The organism is Streptomyces sp. R35 (assembly GCF_041053035.1).
Taxonomy (GTDB): Bacteria; Actinomycetota; Actinomycetes; order Streptomycetales; family Streptomycetaceae; genus Streptomyces; species Streptomyces lutosisoli.
The window spans coordinates 2,223,043-2,248,993 of record NZ_CP163440.1 but is presented as its reverse complement, the minus strand read 5'-3'; the positions used below and the strand labels follow the sequence as shown (position 1 = coordinate 2,248,993).

Sequence of the window (25,951 nt, the reverse complement as noted above, 5' to 3'; positions counted from 1 at the left end):
GTCGCGACGGCCGCATACCATCGACCCAGACCCTCCTGCTCCGCGTGATCGGGGCGGGAGACGCTTCGAACGAGGGGACATCGTGGACGAGAGCGGCGGGAGCGGGCAGCCGCGGTCCGGTACCGATGAAGCGGCCGAGCGCCACGAGGGGCCGCAGGCCTCCACGGGCCCGGCCGTGGACGCCACACGCCCCGGACCGGACCGTCACGAGCGCCCCACCGGGCCTGCGCCCACGGCCCAGCGTGATCCCGAGCCCCAGCCCGACGCCGACGCCTCGGCCCAGGCCCAGCCGGGCGGCGAGGCAGCCCCTGACATCTCCGCCGAGCCCGAGACGCCCCAGGGCCCTCAGGGCGAGTCCCGGTCCGATACCGGTGCCGACGAAACCACCGACACCAGTACTGCCGAAACCACTGACACCGGTGCTGCCGAAAACACCGACATCGATGCCGCCGACCACACCTTTGTGAAGACCGGCCCCCAGCCCACGGACGCCGACTCGGCCGACTCCACCGCGTCCACCCGGACCCTGGCCCAGTCCGGTTCCGGCAAGGGCCGGCCGCCGCGCCGCGGCAAGGAGCCCGGTGGCGGGCTGCTCATGGGGCGGCCCTTCGGCGTGCCGGTGTATGTCGCGCCGAGCTGGTTCCTCGTGGCCGCACTGATCACCTGGGTGTTCGGCGGCCAGCTGGACCGCGTGCTGCCGGACCTCGGCGCCGCGCGTTACCTGGTGTCCCTCTTTTTCGCGGTGGTCTTCTACGCCTCCGTGCTCGTCCACGAGCTCGCCCACACCGTCGCCGCCCTGCGCTTCAAGCTGCCGGTGCGCCGGATCCAGCTGCAGTTCTTCGGCGGGGTCTCGGAGATCGAGAAGGAGGCCGAGACACCGGGCCGGGAGTTCGTGCTGGCCTTCGTCGGCCCACTGCTCTCGCTCATCCTGTCCGGCCTCTTCTATGTGGCCATGCAGACCGTCGAACCGGGCACGGTCCCCGGCGTCCTACTCGCCGGCCTGATGATCTCCAACCTCATCGTCGCCGCCTTCAACCTGCTGCCCGGACTGCCCCTGGACGGCGGCCGCATGCTCCGCGCCGTCGTCTGGAAGATCACCGGCAGGCCGATGAGCGGCACGATCGCCGCCGCCTGGGTCGGCCGCGCCCTCGCCGTCTCCGTACTGATCGGGCTGCCCCTGCTCACCCAGTCCGGAGTGATCGGCGACGCCCCGGACGACATCGGCGGCATGGACACCGTCACGGACGCCCTGCTCGCCGCCATCCTCGCCGCGATCATCTGGACCGGCGCCGGCAACAGCCTCCGGATGGCCCGGCTGCGCGAACACCTGCCGGAGCTGCGCGCCCGCTCGCTCACCCGGCGCGCGGTCCCGGTCGAGACCAACACCCCGCTCTCGGAAGCCCTGCGCCGCGCCAACGACGCCGGCGCCCGGGCCCTGGTCGTGGTCGACGCCGACGGCGAACCGCTCTCCCTGGTCCGCGAGGCCGCCATCGTCGGCGTACCGGAACACCGCCGCCCCTGGGTCGCCGTCAGCGGCCTCGCCCAGGACCTCACCGACGGCATGCGCGTCTCCGCCGAGCTCGCGGGCGAGGACCTCCTGGACGCCCTGCGCGCGACCCCGGCGACCGAATACCTGGTGGTGGAGGACTCGGGCGAGATCTACGGGGTCCTGTCGGCGGCGGACGTGGAACGAGCCTTCGTCAAGGCGATGGCCCGCCCCTCCTGAAGGGATCCGTCGAAGACGCATCACCCGCGGTGTCCGCACGTACCTCCCATGGTCAGCGCCCCGCGCGGGGACCGGTAGGCTGGTCACATGTCCGAACCGACCGGTGCCGCCCGCAGGCGCGGGCCCTTCAAGGTCGGGGACCAGGTTCAGCTGACCGACCCCAAGGGCCGCCACTACACGTTCACGCTCGAAGCGGGGAAGAACTTCCACACCCACAAGGGTTCCTTCCCGCACGACGAGCTGATCGGTGCTCCCGAGGGCAGCGTTGTCCGCACCACGGGGAACGTCGCCTATCTCGCGCTGCGCCCCCTGCTCCCCGACTACGTCCTGTCCATGCCCCGCGGCGCCGCCGTGGTCTACCCCAAGGACGCGGGGCAGATCCTGGCCTTCGCCGACATCTTCCCCGGCGCGCGCGTCGTGGAAGCGGGCGTCGGCTCCGGCTCGCTCAGCAGCTTCCTGCTGCGCGCCATCGGCGACCAGGGCATGCTGCACTCCTACGAGCGCCGCGAGGACTTCGCCGAGATCGCCCAGCAGAACGTGGAGCGCTACTTCGGCGGCCCGCACCCCGCCTGGCAGCTCACCGTCGGCGACCTCCAGGACAACCTGAGCGACACCGACGTGGACCGCGTCATCCTCGACATGCTCGCCCCCTGGGAGTGCCTGGAGGCCGTCTCCAAGGCCCTCGTCCCCGGCGGCATCCTCTGCTGCTACGTGGCGACCACCACCCAGCTCGCGCGGACCGTGGAGTCCATCCGCGAGATCGGCTGCTTCAACGAGCCGACCTCCTGGGAGTCGATGATCCGCAACTGGCACGTCGAGGGCCTGGCCGTCCGCCCCGATCACCGGATGATCGGCCACACCGGCTTCCTGCTCACCGCCCGCCGCCTCGCGGACGGCGTCGAGCCGCCCATGCGCCGCCGCCGCCCCGCCAAGGGCGCGTACGGCGAGGACTACACCGGTCCGAACGCCGACGGCGGCTCCGGCCGCTGACGTACCCAACGCACCACGACTGTGGCCGAGTTCCCGGAATCGCCCGGGAACTCGGCCACAGCCCTTTTCCGTTGACGCGCCGCCAGAAGTACGGACCCCGCCGTTCCACCACACTGTGACGTGTGGCACCATGCGGGACACCCCCACCGGCACAGCCCTCACGGGAGACACTCCTAGTGCAGCAATCCGTTGTCCCGGAACTGGCACACACGCACACCAGCCCCATCCAGTGGGTCGCCACGGCCACCGCCATCGCCGGAGTCGTCGCGCTGTCCTCCGTCCTGCAGCCCGGCTCGGCGACGGCGGCCGCGCCGGGCCCCGAGACGAAGTCCGCGGCGGCCGCGATCGCTCCCGACCCCGCCGCTGTCGACTTCCCGATCGAGTGCGGGCCCACCAAGGTCCTCGTCCAGAAGAAGGCCTCCGGGGACCTCGACGGCGACGGCCGCCCGGAGACCGTGGCCGTCGTCCGCTGCGACGCGGGCTCGGGCACCCCGCCCAACGGCGTCTACGTCCTCACCCAGGCCGCGGGCGCGAAGAAGCCTCGCGTCGTTGCCACCCTGGTCGACCCCAAGGACCGTCTGAGCGTCACGGACTTCGCGCTGCGCGACGAAACCGTCACCGCCACCCTGCTCGGCTACTCCTCGACCGACGTACCGAGTTGCTGCCCGGACGTGAAGGACCGCGCCAAGTGGCAGTGGAAGAACGGCGCGTTCCTCCGCTCGACCCCGTCCGAGGCCCAGAGCGTGTGAGCACCTGACGAAGTACGCGGCACACGAAAACACCCTCCGCCCGGCGGAGGGTGTGAGAAAGCAGACAGCCGGTGACGCGGGGTGCCACTTGAGTCACTCCGCGTCAGGACCGTAGACCTCGACCTTGTCCGAAACCCGACGTACATGGATGCAGTCGCCCGGGCACTCCTTCGCGGAGTCGGTCACATCGCGCAGAAGCGGAAGCGGTACGGGCGTTGTGGCGCCCGGGACCTGCAGCAGCTCGTCGTCGGGGCTCTTCACATAGGCCAGACCGTCGATGTCCAGCTCAAAGACCTCGGGCGCGTACTGGGCGCAGATTCCGTCGCCGGTACAGAGATCCTGATCGATCCAGACCTCAAGTGCCTCGCCGTCGACTCCGGCCTCCTGCTGCACGGTCATTTCTCCTGCCGTTTCCTGCGCCGAGCGATCCGACATGCCAGCAAGTCGGGCCAGCTCTGACGGGTGTTGAACACTTCGACCCTACCTCCGTCCGCTTCCCAATCATGTTGGGTGGGTATTCCCCTGGCGTGAGGGAGAGCGCAAGGGTGAAGATCGGACACACCCCGACAGTCTTTGTGATCTAGGGGTTTCAATCGACACCCACCCAGGTAGGGTCTGGAAGCGTCCAGCTCCCCTTGGAGGAGGTGAGGACCGTGGCAGCCCACGACGACGACATGAACCGCGGCATCCGCCCGGGACGAGGGTCCGATGACCCCGCCGGGCAGATTGCCTACCTTGAGCAGGAGATCGCCGTCCTGCGACGCAAGCTCGCCGACTCTCCGCGGCACACGAGGATTCTCGAAGAGCGGATCGTCGAGCTGCAGACCAACCTGGCCGGCGTGTCCGCACAGAACGAGCGGCTCGCCAACACGCTCCGTGAGGCCCGCGACCAGATCGTGGCCCTCAAGGAAGAGGTCGACCGGCTCGCACAGCCGCCGGCAGGCTTCGGTGTCTTCCTCGTGGCGAACGAGGACGGCACGGCGGACATCTTCACCGGGGGCCGCAAGCTCCGGGTGAACGTCAGCCCCAGCGTGGAGCTCGAAGAGCTCAGGCGCGGCCAGGAAGTGATGCTCAACGAAGCCCTCAACGTGGTCGAGGCCATGGAGTACGAGAGCGTCGGCGACATCGTCACCCTCAAGGAGATCCTCGAGGACGGCGAGCGCGCCCTCGTGCAGGGGCACACCGACGAGGAACGGGTGGTACGGCTCGCCGAGCCCCTCCTGGACGTCGTCATCCGACCCGGCGACGCCCTGCTTCTCGAACCCCGTTCCGGCTATGTCTACGAAGTCGTCCCGAAGAGCGAGGTCGAGGAACTCGTCCTCGAAGAGGTCCCGGACATCGGCTACGAGCAGATCGGCGGCCTGGGAAACCAGATCGAACTGATCCGCGACGCGGTCGAGCTCCCCTACCTCTACCCCGACCTCTTCAAGGAGCACGAACTGCGGCCGCCCAAGGGTGTCCTGCTGTACGGGCCCCCCGGATGCGGCAAGACGCTCATCGCCAAGGCCGTGGCCAACTCGCTGGCCAAGAAGGTCGCCGAGGTGACCGGACAGGCCACCGGCAAGAGCTTCTTCCTCAACATCAAGGGCCCCGAGCTCCTCAACAAGTACGTCGGCGAGACCGAGCGGCAGATCCGCCTCGTCTTCCAGCGTGCACGTGAGAAGGCAAGCGAGGGCACCCCCGTCATCGTCTTCTTCGACGAGATGGAATCCCTCTTCCGCACCCGTGGATCGGGCGTCAGCTCGGACGTGGAGAACACCATCGTCCCCCAGCTGCTCGCCGAGATCGACGGCGTGGAGGGCCTGGAGAACGTGGTCGTGATCGGCGCCTCGAACCGCGAGGACATGATCGACCCCGCGATCCTGCGCCCCGGACGTCTCGATGTGAAGATCAAGATCGAGCGCCCGGACGCCGAGGCAGCGAAGGACATCTTCGCGAAGTACCTCACCGAGCGCCTCCCGCTGCACTCCGACGACCTCGGAGAACACGGCGGAGACCGGTCGGCCACCGTCCACGGCATGATCCAGACCGCCGTGGAGCAGATGTACGCCGAATCCGAGGAGAACCGCTTCCTCGAGGTCACCTACGCCAACGGCGACAAGGAAGTCCTGTACTTCAAGGACTTCAACTCCGGCGCCATGATCGAGAACATCGTCGGCCGCGCCAAGAAGGCGGCCATCAAGGCCTTCCTCGAACAGAACCAGAAGGGCCTTCGGGTCTCCCACCTCCTCCAGGCCTGCGTGGACGAGTTCAAGGAGAACGAGGACCTGCCCAACACCACCAACCCGGACGACTGGGCCCGAATCTCCGGCAAGAAGGGCGAACGGATCGTCTACATCCGTACGCTCGTCACCGGAAAGCAGGGCGCGGACACCGGACGCTCCATCGACACGGTGGCGAACACCGGTCAGTACCTGTAAAAGACAGGGCGGCTGCGGGTGCCCTCACCGGGTACCCGCAGCCGACTGTTTTCCGGGGCACGGCTGGAGCAGAGCAATGACGCAAATGATCTCCCCACCAGCGCAAAGGCGTTCTAGGCTCTTTCGTACCGCCGAGTCGCGCGTTGCGGGGACGGGCACCGCACACGCACCGGAGCACCAGCGGTACTTGAGCAGCGCCCCCGACCGAGGGCGCTGCCGGGCAAGGAGGGCCGCATGACCGTACGGCGAGTAATGGGCATCGAGACGGAGTACGGGATCTCCGTCCCCGGCCACCCCAACGCCAATGCCATGCTCACCTCGTCCCAGATCGTCAACGCCTACGCGGCGGCGATGCACCGGGCGCGCCGCGCCCGCTGGGACTTCGAGGAGGAGAACCCGCTGCGGGACGCGCGAGGCTTCGACCTCGCCCGCGAGGCCGCCGACTCCAGCCAGCTCACCGACGAGGACATCGGCCTGGCCAATGTCATCCTCACCAACGGTGCGCGGCTGTACGTGGACCACGCACACCCGGAGTACAGCGCTCCCGAGGTCACCAACCCGCTGGACGCCGTCCTGTGGGACAAGGCCGGCGAGCGCATCATGGCGGAGGCCGCGGAGCGCGCGGCCCAGCTCCCCGGCGCCCAGCCGATCCACCTCTACAAGAACAACACCGACAACAAGGGCGCCTCGTACGGCACGCACGAGAACTATCTGATGAAGCGGGAGACCCCCTTCTCGGACATCGTGCGCCACCTCACGCCGTTCTTCGTCTCACGCCAGGTCGTCACCGGAGCGGGCCGCGTCGGTATCGGCCAGGACGGACACGAGCACGGCTTCCAGCTCAGCCAGCGCGCCGACTACTTCGAGGTCGAGGTGGGCCTGGAGACCACCCTGAAGCGCCCCATCATCAACACCCGCGACGAGCCGCACGCGGACGCCGAGAAGTACCGCAGGCTGCACGTGATCATCGGCGACGCGAACCTCTCCGAGATCTCGACCTACCTGAAACTGGGCACGACGGCCCTGGTCCTGTCCATGATCGAGGACGGCTTCATCGCCGTGGACCTCGCCGTCGACCAGCCCGTACGCACCCTCCACCAGGTCTCGCACGACCCGACCCTCAAGCGCCTGGTCACGCTCCGCAGCGGACGCACACTCACCGCTGTGCAGTTGCAGATGGAGTACTTCGAGCTGTCGCGCAAGTACGTGGAGGAACGGTTCGGAGCCGACGCGGACGAGCAGACCAAGGACGTCCTGCTCCGCTGGGAGGACACCCTGAACCGCCTGGAGAACGACCCGATGAGCCTCTCCGGAGAGCTCGACTGGGTCGCCAAGCGGGAACTCATGGAGGGCTACCGACGCCGCGACGGCCTCGACTGGGACGCCGCCCGGCTGCACCTGGTCGACCTCCAGTACGCCGACGTACGCGCCGAGAAGGGCCTCTACAACCGCCTCGCGGCGCGCGGCAAGATGAAGCGCCTGCTCGACGAGTCGGACGTCGAGCGAGCCCGCACCAAGCCGCCGGAGGACACGCGCGCGTACTTCCGCGGACGCTGCCTGGAGCAGTATGCGGACGACGTCGCGGCGGCCTCCTGGGACTCGGTGATCTTCGACCTGCCCGGCCGGGACTCGCTCCAGCGCGTCCCAACCCTGGAGCCGCTTCGCGGAACGCGTAATCACGTCAAGGAGCTCCTCGACCGCTGCCGTACGGCTGAGGACCTGGTCAGGGTCCTTTCGGGCGGCTGAGTGGGCACCTGTCCGGCACCCGCCGGACAGGGTGGAAAGTCCGGCGTAGGGGAATCATCGAGGTGGCCCCCGTACGTTGTAGCAACTGCGGGGCCGATGTCGGACCCTGCTTGTAGGGTCTGATCAAGAACGTCGAACCGAGCGGGGTGAGGGTTATGGCGACCAAGGACACCGGCGGCGGACAGCAGAAGGCGACGCGCAACACCGAGGAGGTCGAGGAGACAGCGCAAGACGCGCAGGCCTCCGACGACCTCAAGGAGCGCCAGGAGAAGCTGAGCGACGATGTCGACTCGGTTCTGGACGAGATTGACGACGTACTCGAGGAGAACGCCGAGGACTTCGTTCGAAGCTTCGTTCAAAAGGGTGGAGAGTGATTTCACCTTTGAATCGAAGGGTTCGAGCGGGGGTTGTAGGTGGTCGACGAGCGCGAAGCGAAGAAGTGTTCGCGGTGTCAGATGAGCAAGCCGCGGACCGCCTTCGCAAGTAACAAGTCCACGAGTGACGGGCTCCAGGCGTACTGCCGGGAGTGCTCTGCGGAGTACTACCGGCGGCGTCAGGAGGCGAAGGGGCGGACAGTGCGCCAGAAGGTGCCTGTCCCGCCCGGCCACAAGCATTGCCGGGGCTGCAATGAAGTGAAGCCTCACAGTGACTGGCACCGAAAGAACAGTGCGCCGGACGGTCTGGCGAGCCGCTGCAAGGCCTGCAAGGCGGCTGCCAGCCCAGCTGGTCACCTTCGCAGGAAATACGGCCTCACCGAAGCCGAGCGTGACGAGATGGTGGCCTCTCAAATGGGGCTCTGCGTGATCTGTTTGAAAGCTCCTGCCATTCATGTGGATCACTGCCACGAGACGGGTAGGGTCCGTGGCGTACTGTGCTTCAACTGCAATTCGGCCATCGGCAAGTTGGGAGATGATCCCGACGCTGTTCGTCGGGCTGCCGCCTACTTGGAAGGATCCTCGTGGAAGCCAACACTCGTAGCACCGGGCGTCTACCAGCTGCCTTCCTGACGCCTGGGTCGTCGTCCTTCATGGACTTCCTGTCCGAGCACCAGCCGGAGATGCTCCCGGGCAAGCGGCAGCTGCCGCCCGTCCATGGCGTCATCGAGGCCCCGCACGGCACGACCATCGTCGCCGTCACGTTCCCTGGGGGTGTGGTCCTCGCCGGTGACCGGCGGGCGACCATGGGCAACATGATCGCGCAGCGCGACATCGAGAAGGTCTTCCCGGCCGACGAGTACTCGGCGGTGGGCATCGCCGGTACGGCGGGTCTGGCCGTCGAGATGGTGAAGCTGTTCCAGTTGGAGCTGGAGCATTTCGAGAAGGTGGAGGGTGCCCAACTCTCCCTGGAGGGCAAGGCGAACCGCCTGTCCACGATGATCCGTTCCAACCTCGGCATGGCCCTGCAGGGCCTGGCCGTGGTCCCGCTCTTCGCCGGGTTCGACGTGGACCGTGGCAAGGGCCGCATCTTCTCCTACGACGTCACGGGCGGCCGCTCCGAGGAGCACGGCTACGCGGCCACGGGCTCCGGCTCGATCTTCGCGCGCGGCGCCATGAAGAAGCTGTACAGCAACGATCTGAACGAAGACCAGGCCACGACCCTCGTCATCCAGGCCCTGTACGACGCGGCCGACGACGACTCGGCGACGGGTGGCCCCGATGTCGCCCGCCGGATCTATCCGATCGTCACCGTGATCACCGAGGACGGCTTCCGCCGGCTTACCGACGAGGAGTCCTCCGAGATCGCCCGCGCGATCCTGGAGCGGCGCCTGGTGCAGCCCGACGGCCCGCGGGCCGCGCTGCTCTGAGCCCGGCCCCTCTTGCCCAGGTGACCCAGTGACTTCGACTGAAAGGGACGGATAACCGGTGTCGACGCCGTTCTATGTCTCACCCCAGCAGGCCATGGCCGATCGGGCCGAGTACGCCCGCAAGGGCATCGCCCGCGGCCGCAGCCTGGTCGTGCTGCAGTACGCCGACGGCATCGTGTTCGTCGGCGAGAACCCGTCCCGGGCGCTGCACAAGTTCAGCGAGATCTATGACCGGATCGGCTTCGCGGCCGCCGGCAAGTACAACGAGTACGAGAACCTTCGGATCGGTGGTGTGCGCTACGCCGATCTTCGGGGTTACACCTACGACCGTGATGACGTGACCGCTCGTGGTCTCGCCAACGTCTATGCCCAGACTCTGGGCACGATTTTCTCGTCGGCTGCCGAGAAGCCGTACGAGGTGGAGTTGGTGGTTGCCGAGGTGGGGGAGACCCCTGAGGGTGACCAGATTTATCGGTTGCCGCACGACGGGTCGATCGTGGATGAGCACGGGTCGGTCGCGGTCGGTGGTAACGCCGAGCAGATCAGCACCTATCTCGATCAGCGTCATGAGGACGGGATGTCGCTGGCGGGGGCGCTGAAGCTGGCGGTGCAGTCGCTGTCGCGGGAGCCGAACGGTGGTGAGCGGGAGATTCCGGCGGAGCGGCTGGAGGTCGCGGTGCTGGACCGTACGCGGCCGCAGCAGCGGAAGTTCAAGCGGATCGTGGGGCGTCAGCTTGCCCGGTTGCTGGAGGCCGGGGGCGCGGAGACCGCCACGGAGGCCGAGGACGGCGACGACGAGGAGTGACCTCCTCTGCTTTGCCTTGTCCATCGCGCGCCCCGGCCGATTTGGTCGGGGCGCTCGGCGTTTCCGTGCGCCGCTTTCGGCTGGCCGGGGCCGGGTGCGTGGGTGGGTCGGGGCCATGCCGGTACGTCCAGCCCGTCGCCGGTGGGCATTGCTGCTTGCTGCCACGGCGGGACTAGGCGGCAATAACCACGTAAGCGACGGGCTGGACGTACCGGCACGGCCCCTTCCGTGCGTCGCCGACTGTGCCGCCGTACCGGCTGGGGGTGGGGAGCGTGCGTCGGCGGGTGCGGGTGCTTGGGGGCTAGCGCGGTGGGGCTGTGGAGCCTCGTACGACCAGTTCTACCGGGATGTCGCCCTGTGGGGGTGTGCGGTCGTCCAGGACGGCCAGGAGGGCTTCCATGCCCTGTGCGCCGAAGCGTTCGGCGTCCAGGCGGACTGTGGTCAGTTCTGGGTCGATGGCTCGGGAGAGGGCCAGGTCGTCCAGGCCGGTGATGGAGAGGTCGTCGGGGATGTGGAGGCCGAGGCGGCGGGCCGCTTTGTAGGCGCCGGCCGCGAGTTTGTCGTCGTCGCAGACCAGGGCCGTGGGGCGGGGGCCGGGGGCGGCGAGCGCTGTTTCGGCGGCGTTGAGGGCGTCTTCGATGGTGATGGGGGCGCGGGTGGTGCGGAGGTCTGTGCCGGGGACCTCGGACAGGCGGGTGGCCAGTTCTCGGGCGCGTACCTCGAAGGTCCAGGAGGCGATGTCGGCCGCCAGGTGCAGGAAGCGGCGGTGGCCGAGGGCCAGGAGGTGTTCGGCGACCTGTCGTACGCCGTCCTTGATGTCGAGATTGACCGTGGCCGCGCCCAGGCTGCCCTCCGGGTCGCTGTCGAGCATGACCAGGGGGAGCTGGTCGCCGCGGATCGCCGTGAGAGCGTCGGCGGCCATGGAGGAGGCGATCACGCCGTCGAGGGCCGCTGCTGCCGAGCCGAAGGGGTTGCGGGCGGGGCCGATGCCCTCGGGGGAGGGGTAGAGGACCACGCCGAAGCCGTGTTCGGCCGCGACGCGGGCCGCGCCGGTGTAGACGCCCGCGAAGAATTCGGTGGTGAGCGCGGGGACCACCAGGAGGACTGTGCGGGTGCGGCCCAGGCGGAGGTTGCGGGCGGCCAGGTTCGGGCGGTAGCCGAGCTCCTGGGCGGCTTCCCGGACCCGCTGTGCCGTGGCCTCGGAGACCCGGCCGCGCCACTTGTCGCCCAGGACGAGTGAGACGGCGGCCTGGGAGACCCCGGCGGCCTGGGCGACGTCACGGCTCGTGGGGCGCGTACTACCTCGTGCCACCGTCGACCTGCTCCCTCGTATGGACTCCCGGACAGCGCACATGGTACGTATGGAGAGCGGCGTTATACGTAAAACTTCCGACGTCGCGTGCTACGAGAAGGGCTGACATGGCTGCGGGGTACCTGGAGATCCTCAGGGCGAGGCACGCCACCCGGCTGCTCGTCGGCACCCTCATAGGGCGGCTGCCGAACGCCACCGCGGCCATCGCCGTCGTGCTGTTCATCCGCGCCGAGGGCGGCACGTACAGCCTGGCGGGCGTGCTGGCCGCCGTGTACGGCGTGGCCAATGCCGTGGGGCAGCCGCTGCTCGGGCGCCTGGTGGACCTCTACGGGCAGCCGCGGGTGCAACTGCCCGCCGCGCTCGTCTCGGCTCTCGGGATGAGCGTGTTCGCGTTCGCGGGCACGCAGACGCCGTCGCTCGCGTATGCCTCGATGGCCGTTGCCGGGCTCTTCACGCCGCCCCTGGAGGGTGGTCTGCGGGCGCTGTGGCCCTCTGTCCTGCGCAGGGAGGACCAGGTGCACACGGCGTACGCGATGGACGCGGTGGCGCAGGAAGTCATGTTCACGGTGGGGCCGTTGCTGGTGACGCTGTGCGTGTCGCTCTGGTCCGCCCAGGCCGCGCTGCTCGTGCTGAATGCCATCGGCGTGCTGGGCGCCCTCTCCGTAGTCGTGTCGCCGCCCTCGCGCGCGTGGCGCTCGGCACCGCGCGAGGCGCACTGGCTCGGCGCGTTGCGTTCGTCCGGGCTGCTGGCCCTCCTTGCCGCCTTCCTGTTCGTCGGGATCGCCCTCGGTTCCATCACGGTCGCCGCGGTGTCGTACGCCGACGGCCACGGAGGGGACGCGGTGTACGGCTGGCTGATGGCGGGCATCGGTCTCGGTGCCCTCGTCGGCGGCGCGGTGTACGGCGTGCGGCAGTGGAGCGGCGCGCCGGAGCGGCGACTGCGGGTGCTCGTCGCCCTTCTGGCGGTGTGTTACCTGCCGCTGACGCTGGTGCCGGGCCCGGTCGCCATGACCGCGCTCACCACGCTCGCCGGAGTGTTCCTGGCGCCCTGTATCGCCTGCGCGTTCGTCCTCGTCGACCGGCACGCGCCGCGCGGCACGGTCACCGAGGCGTTCTCCTGGCTTGTGACGACGTTCACCGTGGGCGCGTCCGTCGGAACGGGCCTCGCGGGCCCCGTAGTCGAGTGGGGCGGGGCGGTGTGGGGCTTCGCCGTACCGGGTGCCGCCGGGGCCGCCGCGCTGGTGGTTCTGCTGGCCACGGGGCGGGTCCTCGCAGCTACCGGGGACAGTGCGGTCGTTGCGGTCTCACCGGAAAATGATCCAAACCGTGCTGTCGAACCCCGTTTCAGCTCGGGGGATCGGGCGTAATGTTCAGTCATGGACCGCCGCATTTTCGGGCTGGAGAACGAGTACGGCGTCACGTGTACGTTCAGGGGACAGCGCCGCCTGTCTCCCGACGAGGTGGCGCGGTACCTCTTCCGCCGTGTCGTGTCATGGGGCCGCAGCAGCAATGTCTTTCTGCGGAACGGTGCCCGCCTCTATCTCGACGTGGGATCACATCCGGAATACGCGACACCCGAATGTGACAACGTGACGGAACTCGTCACCCACGACAAGGCCGGCGAGCGCATTCTCGAAGGACTCCTGGTGGACGCCGAACGACGCCTGCACGAGGAAGGAATCGCGGGCGACGTCTACCTGTTCAAGAACAACACCGACTCGGCAGGCAACTCCTACGGGTGCCATGAGAACTATCTGGTGGCCCGGCACGGAGAGTTCTCCCGACTCGCGGACATCCTCATTCCGTTCCTCGTCACGAGGCAGCTTCTGTGCGGTGCCGGCAAGGTGCTGCAGACTCCGCGCGGCGCCGTGTACTGCGTCAGCCAGCGCGCCGAGCACATCTGGGAGGGCGTCAGCTCCGCGACGACCCGCTCCCGGCCCATCATCAACACCCGCGACGAACCGCACGCCGACGCCGAGCGCTACCGCAGGCTGCACGTCATCGTCGGCGACTCGAACATGTCCGAGACGACCATGCTCCTCAAGGTCGGAGCCACCGACCTCGTCCTGCGCATGATCGAGGCGGGCACGGTGATGCGTGACCTCACCCTGGAGAACCCCATTCGGGCGATCCGCGAGGTCAGCCACGACATCACGGGCCGCCGCAAGGTGCGCCTGGCCAGCGGCCGCGAGGCCTCCGCGCTCGAAGTGCAGCGCGAGTACTACGAGAAGGCTGTGGACTTCTGCGAGCGCCGCGGAATCCGCACCGGCACCGTCGAGCAGGTCCTCGAACTGTGGGGCCGTGTGCTCGACTCGATCGAGGCCGAGGACCTCGACCGGATCGGTACCGAAATCGACTGGGTCATGAAGTACCAGCTCATCGAGCGGTACCGAGCCAAGCACAACATGACGATGTCCCACCCGAGGGTCGCGCAGATAGACCTCGCCTACCACGACATCCACCGTCGCCGCGGCCTGTACTACCTGTTGGAGAGGAAGGGACAAGCCGCCCGGATCTGCAACGACTTGAAGATCTTCGAGGGCAAGTCCGTGCCGCCCCAGACCACTCGGGCGCGGCTGCGTGGCGACTTCATCCGGCGCGCTCAGGAACAGCGCCGCGATTTCACCGTCGACTGGGTCCATCTGAAGCTGAACGACCAGGCGCAGCGCACGGTGTTGTGCAAGGACCCGTTCCGTTCGGTCGACGACAGGGTGGAGAAGCTCATCGCGGGAATGTGATGCGTACGTTCCGGGAGTGAATCCGGAACGCAACGCGGGGCGCCGTACGTTTTCCGTACGGCGCCCTTCTCACGTCGTAGAGTTGCGCGCACGCCATCAACCAAGATCGATCGATACGAGGCCCTCACCGTGCGCCGACGCTCACTCCTCATCGCCGTACCCGCTGGATTGGTCACACTCGCCGGATGCGGTGACGACGGCAAGTCAGACACGGCCAAGTCCAGTAGCAGCCCGTCGGCTTCGGCCTCCGCCTCGTCGGCGCCGCCGCCGAAGATCGTCGACGGTCCGCTGCCGGCCATCACCGCCGGTACGAAGTTCGACGAGAAGCCGACCGTCGCGAAGGGCACCGGGGATCCGTCGAAGAACCTGGCGGTCAAGACGGTCATCGCGGGAGGCGGCCAGACGGTCGCGGAGAACGACTACATCCAGGCCAACTACCTGGGCCAGATCTGGGACACGGCGAAGGTCTTCGACAACTCCTACGACCGCAAGACGCCCCTGGTCATCCAGCTCGCGCAGGGCGGCATCATCGACGGCTGGCGCTACGGCCTGGTGGGCAAGAAGGTGGGCAGCCGCGTCGAGATGGCGGTGCCGCCGACCTGGGGCTACGGCACGTCGGGCAACAGCCAGGCGGGCATCAAGGGCACCGACACGCTGGTGTTCGTCATCGACATCCAGAACACCTTCAACGCCAAGAGCTCCGCCAAGGGCAAGGACGTCGCGCAGAGCGACGCTGCCCTCCCGAAGGTGGGCACCAACACCGACGGCAAGGCCCCCTCCATCACCGTGCCGAAGACGACCGCCCCGACCAAGCTCGTGGCGACCTACGTCATCGAGGGCGACGGCGACGAGGTCAAGGCCGACAGCAGCGTCCTCGTGCAGTACAAGGGTGTGCTCTGGGACGGCGGCAAGGAGTTCGACTCGACGTACAGCCGGGGCCAGCTGACCTCGTTCTCGCTCCAGCAGGTCGTCAAGGGCTGGTCCCAGGGCCTGACCGGCAAGAAGGTCGGCAGCCGCGTCCTCATCGTCGTCCCGCCGAGCCTGGGCTACGGAGACAGCCCGCCCAGCGGCAGCGGCATCAAGAAGGACTCCACCCTCGTCTTCTCGGTCGACATCCTGGCGAAGATGTAACCCCTCCGGGGATGTAAGACTGTCCGAGTTGCCTTTACGTAAACAAGCAGGAGCTAGAGACGTGAGCATCGAGAAGCCCGAGATCGACTTTCCGGGCGGCGAGCCCCCGGCGGACCTCGAGATCAAGGACATCTGGGAGGGCGACGGCCCGGTCGCCAAGGCCGGCGACTTCGTCAAGGTCCACTACGTGGGCGTGGCCTTCTCCACCGGCGAGGAGTTCGACGCCTCCTGGAACCGCGGCAACCCGCTGGAGTTCCAGCTCGGCGTCGGCCAGGTCATCAGCGGCTGGGACCAGGGCGTGCAGGGCATGAAGGTCGGCGGCCGTCGCCAGCTGGTCATCCCGGCACACCTCGCGTACGGCGACCGCGGTGCCGGCGGCCGTATCGCCCCGGGCGAGACGCTGATCTTCGTCTGCGACCTGGTTTCGGTCTGACAACAGCACGGGGATCGGCGTCGGGTTAGATGGTCACGGAGTTCCGGCTCCGGTCCGATCATCATGAAGGCCCGACTTCAGTCCGATCTTCGTACGCCGTGTGATCAGGGTCTGACCGGACCCGATCACCTGGGGCCCATGCCTGTCCGGGCATGGGCCCTCGGCTTTTGCCGCGACACTCCGGAGCGGTACGGTCATCGGTCGGAAGCACCATAGGGAAGGGCGTCGATGGCCATTGCCAAGGCCGAGCGGCTGATGAACCTGGCGCTGTGTCTGCTGGGGACTCGGCGGCCGCTCAGCAAGCGCGAACTTCGCGAGTCCATCGAGGCCTATCTGGAGGCTGGGTCCGACGACTCCTTCAACCGGATGTTCGAGCGCGACAAGGACGATCTCCGCGAGCTCGGCCTGGTCATCGAGACGGTCGAGAACCTCGACGGCGAGGTCGGCTACCTCGCCCGCCGCGACAGCAACCGCCTCCCGCCCATCACCCTCGACGCCGAGGAGGCCGCCGCCCTCGGCCTCGCCGCGAAGGTCTGGCAGCAGGCCCGGCTGGCCGGTGCCGCGAGCGGCGCCCTGCAGAAGCTGCGTGCCGCGGGTCTGCCCGAGGATGTGGACCCCTACGAGGCCCATGGCGCCCTGGAACCGCACATCCCCGTCCACGAGGCAGCCTTCGAACCGCTGATGCTCGCCCTCCGTGACCGCCGTCCGGTCGTCTTCGACTACCGCAAGGCCACCGCCGCGCACCCCGAGACCCGGCATGTCGAGCTGTGGGCCCTGGAGTGCTGGCGCGGCCACTGGTACGTCGCGGGCTGGGACCGCGACCGCGGCGCCGAGCGTGTCTTCCGGCTCTCCCGGATCACCGGCAAGGTCCGCGCCCGCGCGGGGCGGTACACGGCCGAGGTACCCGACGTCGTCACCGTGCGCGAGACCGTCGCGGGCTGGGCGGGGGAGATCGCCGACCGCTCCGCGCTGATCCGGCTGCGCAGCGGCTCGGGCTACCCGCTGCGGGCCAAGGCCGTCTCGGTGCGGGAACTGGGCGACGGCTGGGACGAGTTGGAGATTCCGTACGGGCACGGCCTGGACGCCTGGCTCGTCGAGTTCGGGCCCGACGTGGTGGTCCTGGAGCCTGCCGAACTGCGGGCCGATGTGGTGGACCGGCTGCGCGCTGTGGCCAAGGGCTGAGGGGGAACGTAAGAAAGTGGCAGGAAAACCGGCCAGGCCCACGAACGCGATCGACCAGACCCGGCGGATGCTCTCCCTGGTGACGTATCTGCGCGAGCGCCCCGGCGCCCGCGTCGGTGACGTGGCCCGGGCCTTCGGGATCACCGAGGACGAGCTGATCTCCGATCTCGATGTGCTGCCGCTGTGCGGGACCAGCTTCCGCGGCGGTGATCTGCTCGACATCGACACCGACGGCGACCGGATCTGGTGGCACAACCCGGACGATGTGGCGGAGCCTCTCCGGATCGCCGCCGACGAGGCGACCGCGCTGCTGGTGGCCGCCCGTGCGGTGTCCACGTTGCCGGGCCTGCGCGAGGGCGACCGGCAGGCGCTGCTGCGCGCCACCGCCAAGGTGGAGGCCGCCTCCGGCGAGGCGGCGGGCGCCAGCTCCCGGCTGTCCGTGACCTTCGAGTCGGAGGGCGGGGTCTTCGCGGACGTCGACCGGGCCATCTCCGAGCGGCGCCGGCTGTGGATCCGCTACTACTCGCCCTCGCGGGACGAGCTCACCGAGCGCGAGATCGACCCGATCCGGCTGGTCAGCGTCGGGCACACCTATGTGGAGGCCTGGTGCCGCCGCTCCGAGGCGCGCCGCACCTTCCGGCTCGACCGGGTCGCCGAGATCCGCATCCTGGACGAGCCGTCCGCGCCGCCCGAGGTCGAGCTGCGGGACCTGTCCGAGGGGCTCGTGCAGCCCGCGGCCGAGGATCCCGAGGTGGTCGTCGAGGTGGGTCCCGGCGGGCGCTGGGTCGCCGAGTACTACCCGCACGACAGCGCGGATGAGCTGCCGGACGGCGGGCTGCGTATCACCCTGCGGACCCCCGATCCCACGTCACTGCGCCGACTGGCGCTGCGCCTCGGCGGCGACGGCCGGATCGTGTCGCCGCAGGACCTCGCGGACAGCGCCCGTCACGCCGCCCGGGAGGCGCTCGCGGCCTACGACGGGCTCGACGGGCTTCAAGGGGATCAGGACGGGCCGTACGACAGGCAGGAGCAGGGGCTTTGAGCACGTCGTCGATGTCTGGTGCGCCGGAGAAGGCCGGAACCTCGGAGAAGGCCGGCGGGCCGGGGAGAGCGGGGGCGCCTTCCGGTGCGCCGGAGATGTCGGTGGTGACCGCCTTCGCCGGGATGAGAAGGGTGGTCGACGTGATGTTCAAGGCCGCCTGCCCCGACTGCCGGGCCGGCTTCGAGCTCACGGCGAGCGCCCTGCGGCTGGCCATCGGCGCCAGCAGCCGCACGACCTTCTACTCCTTCACCTGCCCCGAGTGCGGCATCGCCGTGCGCAAGCCCGCGGGCGAGCGCATCGTCGAGCTGCTCACCGGGGGCGGGGTGCGGACCCTGCGCCTGCACTCCACCCTCTAGGGTCGACGTCATGTTCTGGCCGATGTTTGCGATCGCTGTGGGTTTCCTGGGAATCGCCGTTCTCGGAGTGCTCGCTGTCCGTGTCTTTGTGGAAGCGGAGCGTCTGGGGCGACAGGTTTCCGACTCCGCGCTGCGCATCAATCGAGCCGCCGAAGACCTGGAACGCGCGGCTGTGACCACCGCCCGCTCTGTGGATGCACTGTGAGTAGCGGGCGCCCTGCGTTTTGAGTGGCTTTCGCCCTGTCAACTTTCCGGCAACGGCAGGTACGCTGCTGATCGCGGCCCGGATAACGAGGCGCGGGTCGCGAACTGGGAGTACGCACAGGGATTGCCCCGCGTTTACCCCTGAGCGTTACGATCGCTGTCAACACGACGGTCGGACACATGTCCGACCGATCGGACGGCACCCCGACCATGCAGCCTCGGTGAGAAGGTAAAGACTTATGTTCGGAAGGCTCGGAGCTCCCGAGATCATTCTCATCCTCGTCGTCATCATCCTGCTGTTCGGCGCGAAGAAGCTTCCGGACATGGCGCGCTCGCTCGGCAAGTCCGCTCGCATCCTCAAGAGCGAGGCCAAGGCGATGAAGGACGAGGGCAGCACGCCCGCCCCGGCAGGCCCGCCCAACACCGACGAGCAGCCCCCGGCTCAGCGCACCATCCAGGCCGCCCCCGGCGACGTGACCAGCTCGCGCCCGGTCAGCGAGCCGACGGACACGACCAAGCGCTGACGCAGGGCCGGACACCTCCGGCCCGCCGCACGAGATGAGGACGTGGGTTGCTCAAGTCTGCCCGCAAAGAGGAGAAGGATCCCGAGGGGAGGATGCCCCTCGCGGATCACCTTCGTGAGCTCCGCAACCGGCTTGCGAAGGCGATGCTGGCCATCGTTGTCGTCACGACCGTGGCCGCCTTCTTCTACAACGACATCATCAACATCATCACCAAGCCGGTGCTGGACTCGGTCGGCTGTTCCCAGACGTTCGAGCAGCTGGCGAACTCGCATCAGAAGACCCAGCAGTGCGCGCAGATCACCATCAACGGTCTTCTCACGCCGTTCACGCTGGCGCTGAAGGTGTCCCTGATGGCCGGTGTCGTGCTGGCCTCGCCGATCTGGCTGTACCAGCTGTGGGCTTTCGTCGCCCCCGGCCTGCACCGTCACGAGCGCAAGTACGCGTACGCGTTCGTCGGCACGGGCGCGCCGCTGTTCCTCGGCGGTGCCTACTTCGCCTACCGGGTGCTCCCCACCACGGCGAAGGTCCTGATCGGCTTCACGCCGGACGGCGTGAACAACCTGCTGCCGCTGGACGATCTGCTCGACCTCGTCCTGCGCATGGTGCTCGTCTTCGGCCTGTCCTTCGAGCTGCCACTGCTGCTGATCATGCTCAACCTCACGGGCATCCTCACCGGTAAGCGCATGCTCGGCTGGTGGCGCGGCATGATCATGGGCATCACGGTCTTCGCGGCCGTCGCCACGCCCAGCACCGACCCGCTGACCATGCTGGCGCTCGCCGGACCCATCTGGATCCTGTACTTCGGCGCCGTGGCCTTCTCTCTCCTCAACGACCGCCGCAAGCGGCGCCGCGAGGCCGAGGGCCCGGACGACGACGAGGCCTCCGACCTCGACCTCACCCCCGAGGACATCGGCGAGGTCGAGACCGTGTCGGCCAGCCGGGCACTGCCGGAGCAGGCGGGCTCGGACCGGGTCAACGGTTATGACGACGTGACCTGACGAAGCACGTAGATCTCGTAGGGTCAGGGCCGTGACCAGCGAGATCACCCTCTTCGTCAATCCCACCGCGGGACGCGGCCGGGGCGCCCACGCGGCGCAGCCGGCCGCTTCCGCGTTGCGGGCGGCGGGATTCTCCGTCCGCACGATCCTCGGGGAGAACGCGGAAGACGCCCTCAAGCGCGCACGCGGCGCCGTCGAGGGCGGCACCGGCGCCCTCATCGCCGTCGGCGGCGACGGCATGGCGAACCTGGCCCTCCAGGCCGTCGCCGGGACCCGCACCCCGCTCGGCCTGGTCGCCGTCGGCACCGGGAACGACTTCGCGCGGGCCCTGGGCCTTCCCGTGCGTGACCCGGCGGCCGCGGGACGCCTGATCGCCGAGTCCCTCAAAGGGGCGCGGCTGCGCGACATCGACCTGGGGCGCGTGGGCGACACCTGGTTCGGCACCGTCCTCGCCTCCGGCTTCGACTCCCGGGTCAACGACCGCGGCAACCGCATGCGGTGGCCCACCGGCCGCTTCAAGTACGACCTCGCCATGCTCGCCGAACTGGCCGCCTTCAAGCCCTTCCCGTACCGCATCACGCTGGACGACGGCGAGGTCCAGGAGATCGAGGCGACGCTCGTGGCCGTCGGCAACGGATCGTCGTACGGCGGCGGCATGAAGATCTGCGCGGACGCCGACCTCACCGACGGGCTGTTCGACATCACGGTCGTCGGGGACTGCAGCCGTACGACGCTGCTCAAGGTGTTCCCGAAGGTCTACAAGGGCACCCACCTCAGCCATCCCAAGGTCACCGTGCACCGGGCCGCGAGGGTCGAACTCGTCGCGGACGGCATCACGGGGTACGCGGACGGGGAGCCGCTGGGTCCGCTGCCGCTGACCGCGGACTGTATACGGGCAGCGGTGCGGGTGGCGCTTCCCTGAGCTGCGGTGATCCCGGGGTTCACAGGTATGGATCCGGATATTGATCGTCCTGTTGTCAGTGCCTCCCGGTAGTCTCGAAAGCACGATGACAGAGGACCTCTCACCGGCCGAGCGGTATGCGGCAGCACGGCAGCGCGCTGTCGAGCAGGCCACCGCGCTCGCCTCCTTCCGCGAGATGTACGACTTCGGCCTCGACCCCTTCCAGATCGAGGCCTGCCAGGCTCTCGAGGCGGGCAAGGGTGTGCTGGTGGCCGCGCCCACCGGCTCGGGCAAGACGATCGTCGGCGAGTTCGCCGTCCACCTCGCCCTCCAGCAGGGCAAGAAGTGCTTCTACACCACGCCGATCAAGGCGCTCTCGAACCAGAAGTACGCCGATCTGTGCCGCCGTTACGGCGCGGACAAGGTCGGCCTGCTCACCGGAGACAACAGCGTCAACTCCGAAGCCCCGGTGGTCGTGATGACCACCGAGGTGCTCCGCAACATGCTGTACGCGGGCTCGCAGACCCTCCTCGGCCTCGGCTATGTGGTCATGGACGAGGTGCACTATCTCTCCGACCGCTTCCGTGGCGCCGTCTGGGAGGAAGTGATCATCCACCTCCAGGAGTCGGTGACCCTGGTGTCGCTCTCGGCGACCGTGTCGAACGCGGAGGAGTTCGGCGACTGGCTGGACACCGTCCGCGGTGACACCCAGGTGATCGTCTCCGAGCACCGGCCCGTGCCGCTGTTCCAGCACGTGCTGGCCGGACGCCGGATGTACGACCTCTTCGAGGAGGGCGAGGGCAGCAAGAAGGCCGTCAACCCCGACCTCACGCGCATGGCGCGCATGGAGGCCAGCCGCCCGTCGTACCAGGACCGCAGACGGGGCCGCGCCATGCGCGAGGCCGACCGCGAGCGGGAGCGCAGACAGCGCTCGCGCATGTGGACGCCGGGCCGCCCCGAGGTCATCGAGCGGCTCGACGCCGAAGGGCTGCTGCCCGCCATCACGTTCATCTTCAGCCGCGCGGCCTGCGAGGCCGCCGTCCAGCAGTGCCTGTACGCGGGCCTTCGGCTGAACGACGACGAGGCGCGGGCGAGGGTCCGCGAACTCGTGGAGGAGCGCACGGCCTCCATCCCCGACGAGGACCTGCACGTCCTGGGCTACTACGAATGGCTGGAGGGCCTGGAGCGCGGCATCGCGGCCCACCACGCGGGCATGCTGCCGACGTTCAAGGAGGTCGTCGAGGAACTCTTCGTACGCGGCCTGGTCAAGGCCGTCTTCGCGACCGAGACCCTCGCGCTGGGCATCAACATGCCCGCCCGCTCGGTGGTGCTGGAGAAGCTCGTCAAGTGGAACGGCGAGCAGCACGCCGACATCACCCCCGGCGAGTACACCCAGCTGACCGGTCGTGCCGGCCGCCGAGGCATCGATGTCGAGGGCCACGCCGTCGTGCTGTGGCAGCGCGGCTTCAGCCCCGAGCACCTGGCGGGACTCGCGGGCACGCGCACCTATCCGCTGCGCTCCAGCTTCAAGCCGTCGTACAACATGGCGGTGAACCTGGTCGAGCAGTTCGGCCGGCACCGCTCGCGTGAGCTCCTTGAGACGTCCTTCGCGCAGTTCCAGGCCGACAAGTCGGTCGTCGGGATCTCCCGGCAGGTGCAGCGCAACGAGGAGGGTCTGGAGGGCTACAAGGAGTCCATGACCTGCCACTTGGGCGACTTCGACGCGTACATGCGGCTGCGTCGCGAGCTCAAGGACCGCGAGACCGAGCTGGCCAAGCAGGGCGCCTCGCAGCGGCGTGCCGAAGCCGCCGTCGCCCTGGAGAAGCTCAAGCCCGGCGATGTCATCCATGTCCCGACCGGCAAGTACGCGGGCCTGGCGCTGGTGCTGGACCCCGGCCTGCCCGCCGGCCGGTCGAACGGTCATCGCGGCTTCGAGCAGCACGACGGCCCCCGCCCGCTGGTGCTCACCTCCGAGCGCCAGGTGAAGCGGCTCGCCTCGATGGACTTCCCGGTGCCGGTCGAGGCGCTGGACCGGATGCGCATCCCCAAGTCCTTCAACCCGCGCTCCCCGCAGTCCCGTCGCGACCTGGCGTCCGCGCTGCGCACCAAGGCCGGGCACATCGTCCCCGACCGGCACCGCAAGAAGCGGGCCGAGGCCGCCGACGACCGCGAGATCGCCCGGCTGCGCACGGCGATCCGGGCCCACCCCTGCCACGGGTGCAGCGACCGTGAGGACCACGCCCGTTGGGCCGAGCGCTACCACCGGCTGGCGCGCGACACCAAGCAGCTGGAGCACCGCATCGAGGGCCGGACGAACACCATCGCCCGCACCTTCGACCGGATCGTGGCCCTCCTCACCGAGCTGGACTACCTGCGCGGCGACGACGTCACCGAACACGGCAAACGGCTGGCCCGGCTGTACGGCGAACTGGACCTGCTCGCCAGCGAATGCCTGCGCGCCGGAGTCTGGGAGGGACTCAGCCCCGCCGAACTCGCGGCCTGCGCCTCGGCGTTGGTCTACGAGTCCCGGGTCGCCGACGACGCCATGGCACCGAAGGTGCCCTCCGGCAAGGCCAAGGCCGCGCTCGGCGAGATGGTCCGTATCTGGGGCCACCTGGACGCGCTTGAGGAGGAGTTCCGGATCACCCAGACCGAGGGCGTCGGCCAGCGCGAGCCGGACCTGGGCTTCGCCTGGGCCGCGTACGAGTGGGCTTCCGGCAAGGGCCTCGACGAGGTGCTGCGCGAGGCCGAGATGCCCGCCGGTGACTTCGTGCGCTGGTGCAAGCAGGTCATCGACGTACTCGGTCAGATCGCGGCCGCCGCGCCTGTCTCCGGCGGCGGGAGCTCGACCGTCGCGAAGAACGCGCGCAAGGCGGTTGATGGACTGTTGCGTGGGGTGGTGGCTTACTCCTCGGTGGGGTGAGCTGCGCGGGCAGGGTGTGGGTGGGGCGGTTTTCTCGCCCCTCCGCCCCTGCCCGTCCCATCCCTGGGGGCTCCGCCCCCAGACCCCCCGGTGGCTTTTCGGCTGCGGGTGGGTGGGGGCTGGTCGCGCAGTTCCCCGCGCCCCTGACGGGGCGCACCATCCCCGTCCTTACGCGGCCCTCCTCGTGGACGATGAGGATGACGTGGCGGCCGAAGTCGATGGCCTCGCGCGTACGGGCGTACCGCTCGCGCGGTCTCGGTGCGTCAGCGGTTCACATATGCCCGCCAGCCCCCGTACGCCGTGATGTCCTCGGCGCCTTCGAGCGCGGACGGTTCGCACAGGAAGCCGGGGACGTGGCTGCCGTCGGCCAGCTCGACCCGGCCGAGGGCCATCGGCCGGGGCAGGGCGGCGAGCAGTTGCCCGAGGCCTTCGGCGGGCAGCCGCCACACCTCGGCCTCGATGGCGGCACCGCCCTCGCCGACGTGGACGAGACCCGGCTTGGGCGGGGTGGTGGACAGGGCGTGCAGGCGGTACACGGGTGCGGTGGTCGTCGTGCGCTCCAACTCTGCTCCCAGGGAGAGGAGTTGGGTGTTGAGCGGCTGGCCGGACAGGTGTGCGCCGACCACGGCGATCCGGAGCCGGGGCTGGAGCAGCCCGGCGATCCGGGCGAGGCGTTCGTCGGTGAACGCGGGGCCGATCAGCATCACGCCGAAGGGCAGACCGGCCGGCGTGAGACCGGCCGGTACGGCTACGGCCGCCAGGTCGAAGAGGTTCGTGGAGTTGGTGAAGCGGCCCAGGCGGGCGTTGGCGCCCAGCGGGTCGGCGGCGACCTCGGCGAGCGTGGGATGGCCGGGCGTGGTCGGCAGCAGCAGTGCGTCGGCGTCGCCGAGCTGGGCGATCGCTCGGGTGCGGAGTTCGGCGAGACGGTCCTGGTCGGCGTGCAGCTGGTGGGCGGGGATGTCGCGGGCGCGGGTGATGATCCCGGCGACCGTCGGGTCGAGACCCTCACCGCCCTCGATGATCAACTTGTCGACAAAGCTCCCCACTGCCGTGTAGCGCTCGGCCACGAACGCGCCTTCGTAGAGCATCGCCGCCGCCTCGGTGAACGGGGTGAGGTCGAGGGTGCGGATCTCGGCACCGGCCGCGGCGAGTTGGGCGACGGCGGATGCGTACGCCTGTGCCCAGCCCTCGTCCAGTTCGCCGAGCTGCGCCGTCGGCGCGACGGCGACGCGCCACGGGCCGGGGGTGCGCTGCGGGAGCGCCGGGAGTTCGCGATCCGACGGGGAAGCCAGGTACGCGAGGGCCTGCTCGGCCTCCGGGAGCGTACGGGCGAACACGGTCACGCAGTCCAGCGAGGCGCAGGCCGGGACGACGCCGGTCGTCGGCACCAGGCCGCGGGTCGGCTTCAGGCCGACGATGCCGTTGAACGCGGCGGGGACGCGGCCCGAGCCCGCGGTGTCCGTGCCGAGGGCGAGGTCGACGATGCCGAGGGCTACGGCCACGGCCGATCCTGAGCTGGAGCCGCCGCTGATTCTGGCCGGGTCCAGGGCGCACCGTACGGCGCCGTGGGGGGAGCGGGTGCCGACGAGGCCTGTGGCGAACTGGTCGAGGTTCGTGGTGCCGAGGATGAGTGCGCCGGCTGTGCGCAGGCGGGCGACCGCGGGGGCGTCGGTCTGCGGGGTGTACGCGTAGGCCGGGCAGCCGGCGGTGGTCTGGAGTCCGGCCACGTCGATGTTGCCCTTCGCGGCGAGGAGCTTGCCGGCGAGGGGGAGGTGCTCGCCTGCGGCGACTCGGGCGTCGATGGCTCGGGCTTCCTGCTCGACCTCTGCCTGGGGGCGCAGGTCGATCCAGATCTCGGGGCGGTTCGTGGCCTCGATGCGGGCGTAGGCCAGCTGGACTCTGGTCAGGGCGGACATCGGTGCTCCTTGTGCTGAGGTGGTTCTGTCGGCTGCGGGCCGGTGGTCGTC

General features: G+C 69.2%; 24 protein-coding genes. 21 read left to right on the top strand and 3 right to left on the bottom strand.

Features of this window, described 5'->3' with window-relative positions; translation table 11 throughout:
• Window positions 1-82: 82 nt before the first annotated feature.
• The 3 genes from AB5J50_RS10615 to AB5J50_RS10605 all read left to right on the top strand — a co-directional run bounded on the left by AB5J50_RS10615 (window position 83) and on the right by AB5J50_RS10605 (window position 3,465).
• Entirely contained in the window at window positions 83-1,726 is a 1,644-nt protein-coding gene (locus AB5J50_RS10615; protein ID WP_369256960.1) for a site-2 protease family protein, read from the top strand.
• Between the two features lie 87 nt (window positions 1,727-1,813).
• On the top strand, window positions 1,814-2,716 hold the full coding sequence (locus AB5J50_RS10610; RefSeq protein ID WP_330303350.1) for a tRNA (adenine-N1)-methyltransferase: 903 nt from the start codon (window positions 1,814-1,816) through the stop codon (window positions 2,714-2,716).
• Window positions 2,717-2,892: 176 nt separating this feature from the next.
• Window positions 2,893-3,465 carry a hypothetical protein gene (locus tag AB5J50_RS10605; RefSeq protein ID WP_369256957.1) on the top strand — a complete coding sequence of 191 codons (573 nt, stop codon included), beginning with the start codon at window positions 2,893-2,895 and terminating at the stop codon, window positions 3,463-3,465.
• Between the two features lie 93 nt (window positions 3,466-3,558).
• Here AB5J50_RS10605 and AB5J50_RS10600 read toward each other — a convergent pair whose 3' ends face one another.
• A complete protein-coding gene (locus tag AB5J50_RS10600; RefSeq protein WP_327427441.1) occupies window positions 3,559-3,864 on the bottom strand; it encodes a ferredoxin in 306 nt (101 codons plus the stop codon).
• Window positions 3,865-4,118: 254 nt separating this feature from the next.
• Here AB5J50_RS10600 and arc point away from each other — a divergent pair, with 254 nt between their 5' ends.
• From arc to prcA, 6 genes are all read left to right on the top strand, one after another.
• Window positions 4,119-5,885, top strand: a complete 1,767-nt coding sequence (gene arc, locus AB5J50_RS10595) for a proteasome ATPase (RefSeq protein WP_327427440.1) — start codon at window positions 4,119-4,121, stop codon at window positions 5,883-5,885.
• 234 nt (window positions 5,886-6,119) lie between these two features.
• Complete coding sequence (gene dop, locus AB5J50_RS10590; RefSeq protein ID WP_369256954.1) at window positions 6,120-7,631, top strand: depupylase/deamidase Dop; 1,512 nt, start codon at window positions 6,120-6,122, stop codon at window positions 7,629-7,631.
• 155 nt (window positions 7,632-7,786) lie between these two features.
• A complete protein-coding gene (locus AB5J50_RS10585) occupies window positions 7,787-8,005 on the top strand; it encodes a ubiquitin-like protein Pup (protein ID WP_327427439.1) in 219 nt (72 codons plus the stop codon).
• 81 nt (window positions 8,006-8,086) lie between these two features.
• Window positions 8,087-8,638 carry an endonuclease VII domain-containing protein gene (locus AB5J50_RS10580; protein WP_369265362.1) on the top strand — a complete coding sequence of 184 codons (552 nt, stop codon included), beginning with the start codon at window positions 8,087-8,089 and terminating at the stop codon, window positions 8,636-8,638.
• Window positions 8,590-9,435 carry a proteasome subunit beta gene (prcB, locus tag AB5J50_RS10575; RefSeq protein WP_327427437.1) on the top strand — a complete coding sequence of 282 codons (846 nt, stop codon included), beginning with the start codon at window positions 8,590-8,592 and terminating at the stop codon, window positions 9,433-9,435. The genes AB5J50_RS10580 and prcB overlap by 49 nt, the downstream gene beginning before the upstream one ends.
• 58 nt (window positions 9,436-9,493) lie before the next feature.
• Complete coding sequence (gene prcA / locus AB5J50_RS10570; protein WP_327427436.1) at window positions 9,494-10,240, top strand: proteasome subunit alpha; 747 nt, start codon at window positions 9,494-9,496, stop codon at window positions 10,238-10,240.
• A gap of 301 nt (window positions 10,241-10,541) precedes the next feature.
• On the opposite strand, the gene AB5J50_RS10565 is transcribed toward prcA, so the two are convergent.
• Complete coding sequence (locus AB5J50_RS10565) at window positions 10,542-11,552, bottom strand: LacI family DNA-binding transcriptional regulator (RefSeq protein WP_369256951.1); 1,011 nt, start codon at window positions 11,550-11,552, stop codon at window positions 10,542-10,544.
• A 107-nt stretch (window positions 11,553-11,659) separates the two neighbouring features.
• Between AB5J50_RS10565 and AB5J50_RS10560 the strand changes: the two genes are divergently transcribed.
• The 12 genes from AB5J50_RS10560 (at window position 11,660) to AB5J50_RS10505 (ending at window position 23,984) form a co-directional block, all read left to right on the top strand.
• On the top strand, window positions 11,660-12,919 hold the full coding sequence (locus AB5J50_RS10560) for an MFS transporter (protein WP_369256949.1): 1,260 nt from the start codon (window positions 11,660-11,662) through the stop codon (window positions 12,917-12,919).
• A gap of 9 nt (window positions 12,920-12,928) precedes the next feature.
• Window positions 12,929-14,290 carry a Pup--protein ligase gene (gene pafA / locus AB5J50_RS10555; RefSeq protein WP_019066118.1) on the top strand — a complete coding sequence of 454 codons (1,362 nt, stop codon included), beginning with the start codon at window positions 12,929-12,931 and terminating at the stop codon, window positions 14,288-14,290.
• A 129-nt stretch (window positions 14,291-14,419) separates the two neighbouring features.
• Window positions 14,420-15,421, top strand: a complete 1,002-nt coding sequence (locus AB5J50_RS10550; protein ID WP_369256945.1) for an FKBP-type peptidyl-prolyl cis-trans isomerase — start codon at window positions 14,420-14,422, stop codon at window positions 15,419-15,421.
• Window positions 15,422-15,482: 61 nt separating this feature from the next.
• Complete coding sequence (locus AB5J50_RS10545; protein ID WP_369256943.1) at window positions 15,483-15,854, top strand: FKBP-type peptidyl-prolyl cis-trans isomerase; 372 nt, start codon at window positions 15,483-15,485, stop codon at window positions 15,852-15,854.
• A 228-nt stretch (window positions 15,855-16,082) separates the two neighbouring features.
• Window positions 16,083-17,036 (top strand): helix-turn-helix transcriptional regulator, encoded by a 954-nt coding sequence (locus AB5J50_RS10540; protein WP_369256941.1) that lies wholly within the window; start codon window positions 16,083-16,085, stop codon window positions 17,034-17,036.
• A 16-nt stretch (window positions 17,037-17,052) separates the two neighbouring features.
• Window positions 17,053-18,078: a helix-turn-helix transcriptional regulator gene (locus tag AB5J50_RS10535; RefSeq protein WP_369256939.1), complete on the top strand. Its 1,026-nt coding sequence runs from the start codon at window positions 17,053-17,055 to the stop codon at window positions 18,076-18,078.
• A gap of 95 nt (window positions 18,079-18,173) precedes the next feature.
• Window positions 18,174-18,434 carry a hypothetical protein gene (locus tag AB5J50_RS10530; RefSeq protein WP_327434936.1) on the top strand — a complete coding sequence of 87 codons (261 nt, stop codon included), beginning with the start codon at window positions 18,174-18,176 and terminating at the stop codon, window positions 18,432-18,434.
• Between the two features lie 10 nt (window positions 18,435-18,444).
• Entirely contained in the window at window positions 18,445-18,639 is a 195-nt protein-coding gene (locus AB5J50_RS10525; protein ID WP_369256937.1) for a hypothetical protein, read from the top strand.
• Window positions 18,640-18,877: 238 nt separating this feature from the next.
• Window positions 18,878-19,162: a Sec-independent protein translocase subunit TatA gene (gene tatA / locus AB5J50_RS10520; protein WP_362510843.1), complete on the top strand. Its 285-nt coding sequence runs from the start codon at window positions 18,878-18,880 to the stop codon at window positions 19,160-19,162.
• Window positions 19,163-19,209: 47 nt separating this feature from the next.
• Window positions 19,210-20,160, top strand: coding sequence for a twin-arginine translocase subunit TatC (gene tatC, locus AB5J50_RS10515; protein WP_369256935.1), 951 nt, complete (start codon window positions 19,210-19,212; stop codon window positions 20,158-20,160).
• 31 nt (window positions 20,161-20,191) lie between these two features.
• Entirely contained in the window at window positions 20,192-21,082 is an 891-nt protein-coding gene (locus AB5J50_RS10510) for a diacylglycerol kinase (protein WP_369256933.1), read from the top strand.
• A gap of 40 nt (window positions 21,083-21,122) precedes the next feature.
• Entirely contained in the window at window positions 21,123-23,984 is a 2,862-nt protein-coding gene (locus AB5J50_RS10505; protein WP_369256931.1) for a DEAD/DEAH box helicase, read from the top strand.
• A 263-nt stretch (window positions 23,985-24,247) separates the two neighbouring features.
• Here AB5J50_RS10505 and atzF read toward each other — a convergent pair whose 3' ends face one another.
• A complete protein-coding gene (atzF, locus tag AB5J50_RS10500) occupies window positions 24,248-25,900 on the bottom strand; it encodes an allophanate hydrolase (protein ID WP_369256929.1) in 1,653 nt (550 codons plus the stop codon).
• Window positions 25,901-25,951 lie beyond the last annotated feature (51 nt).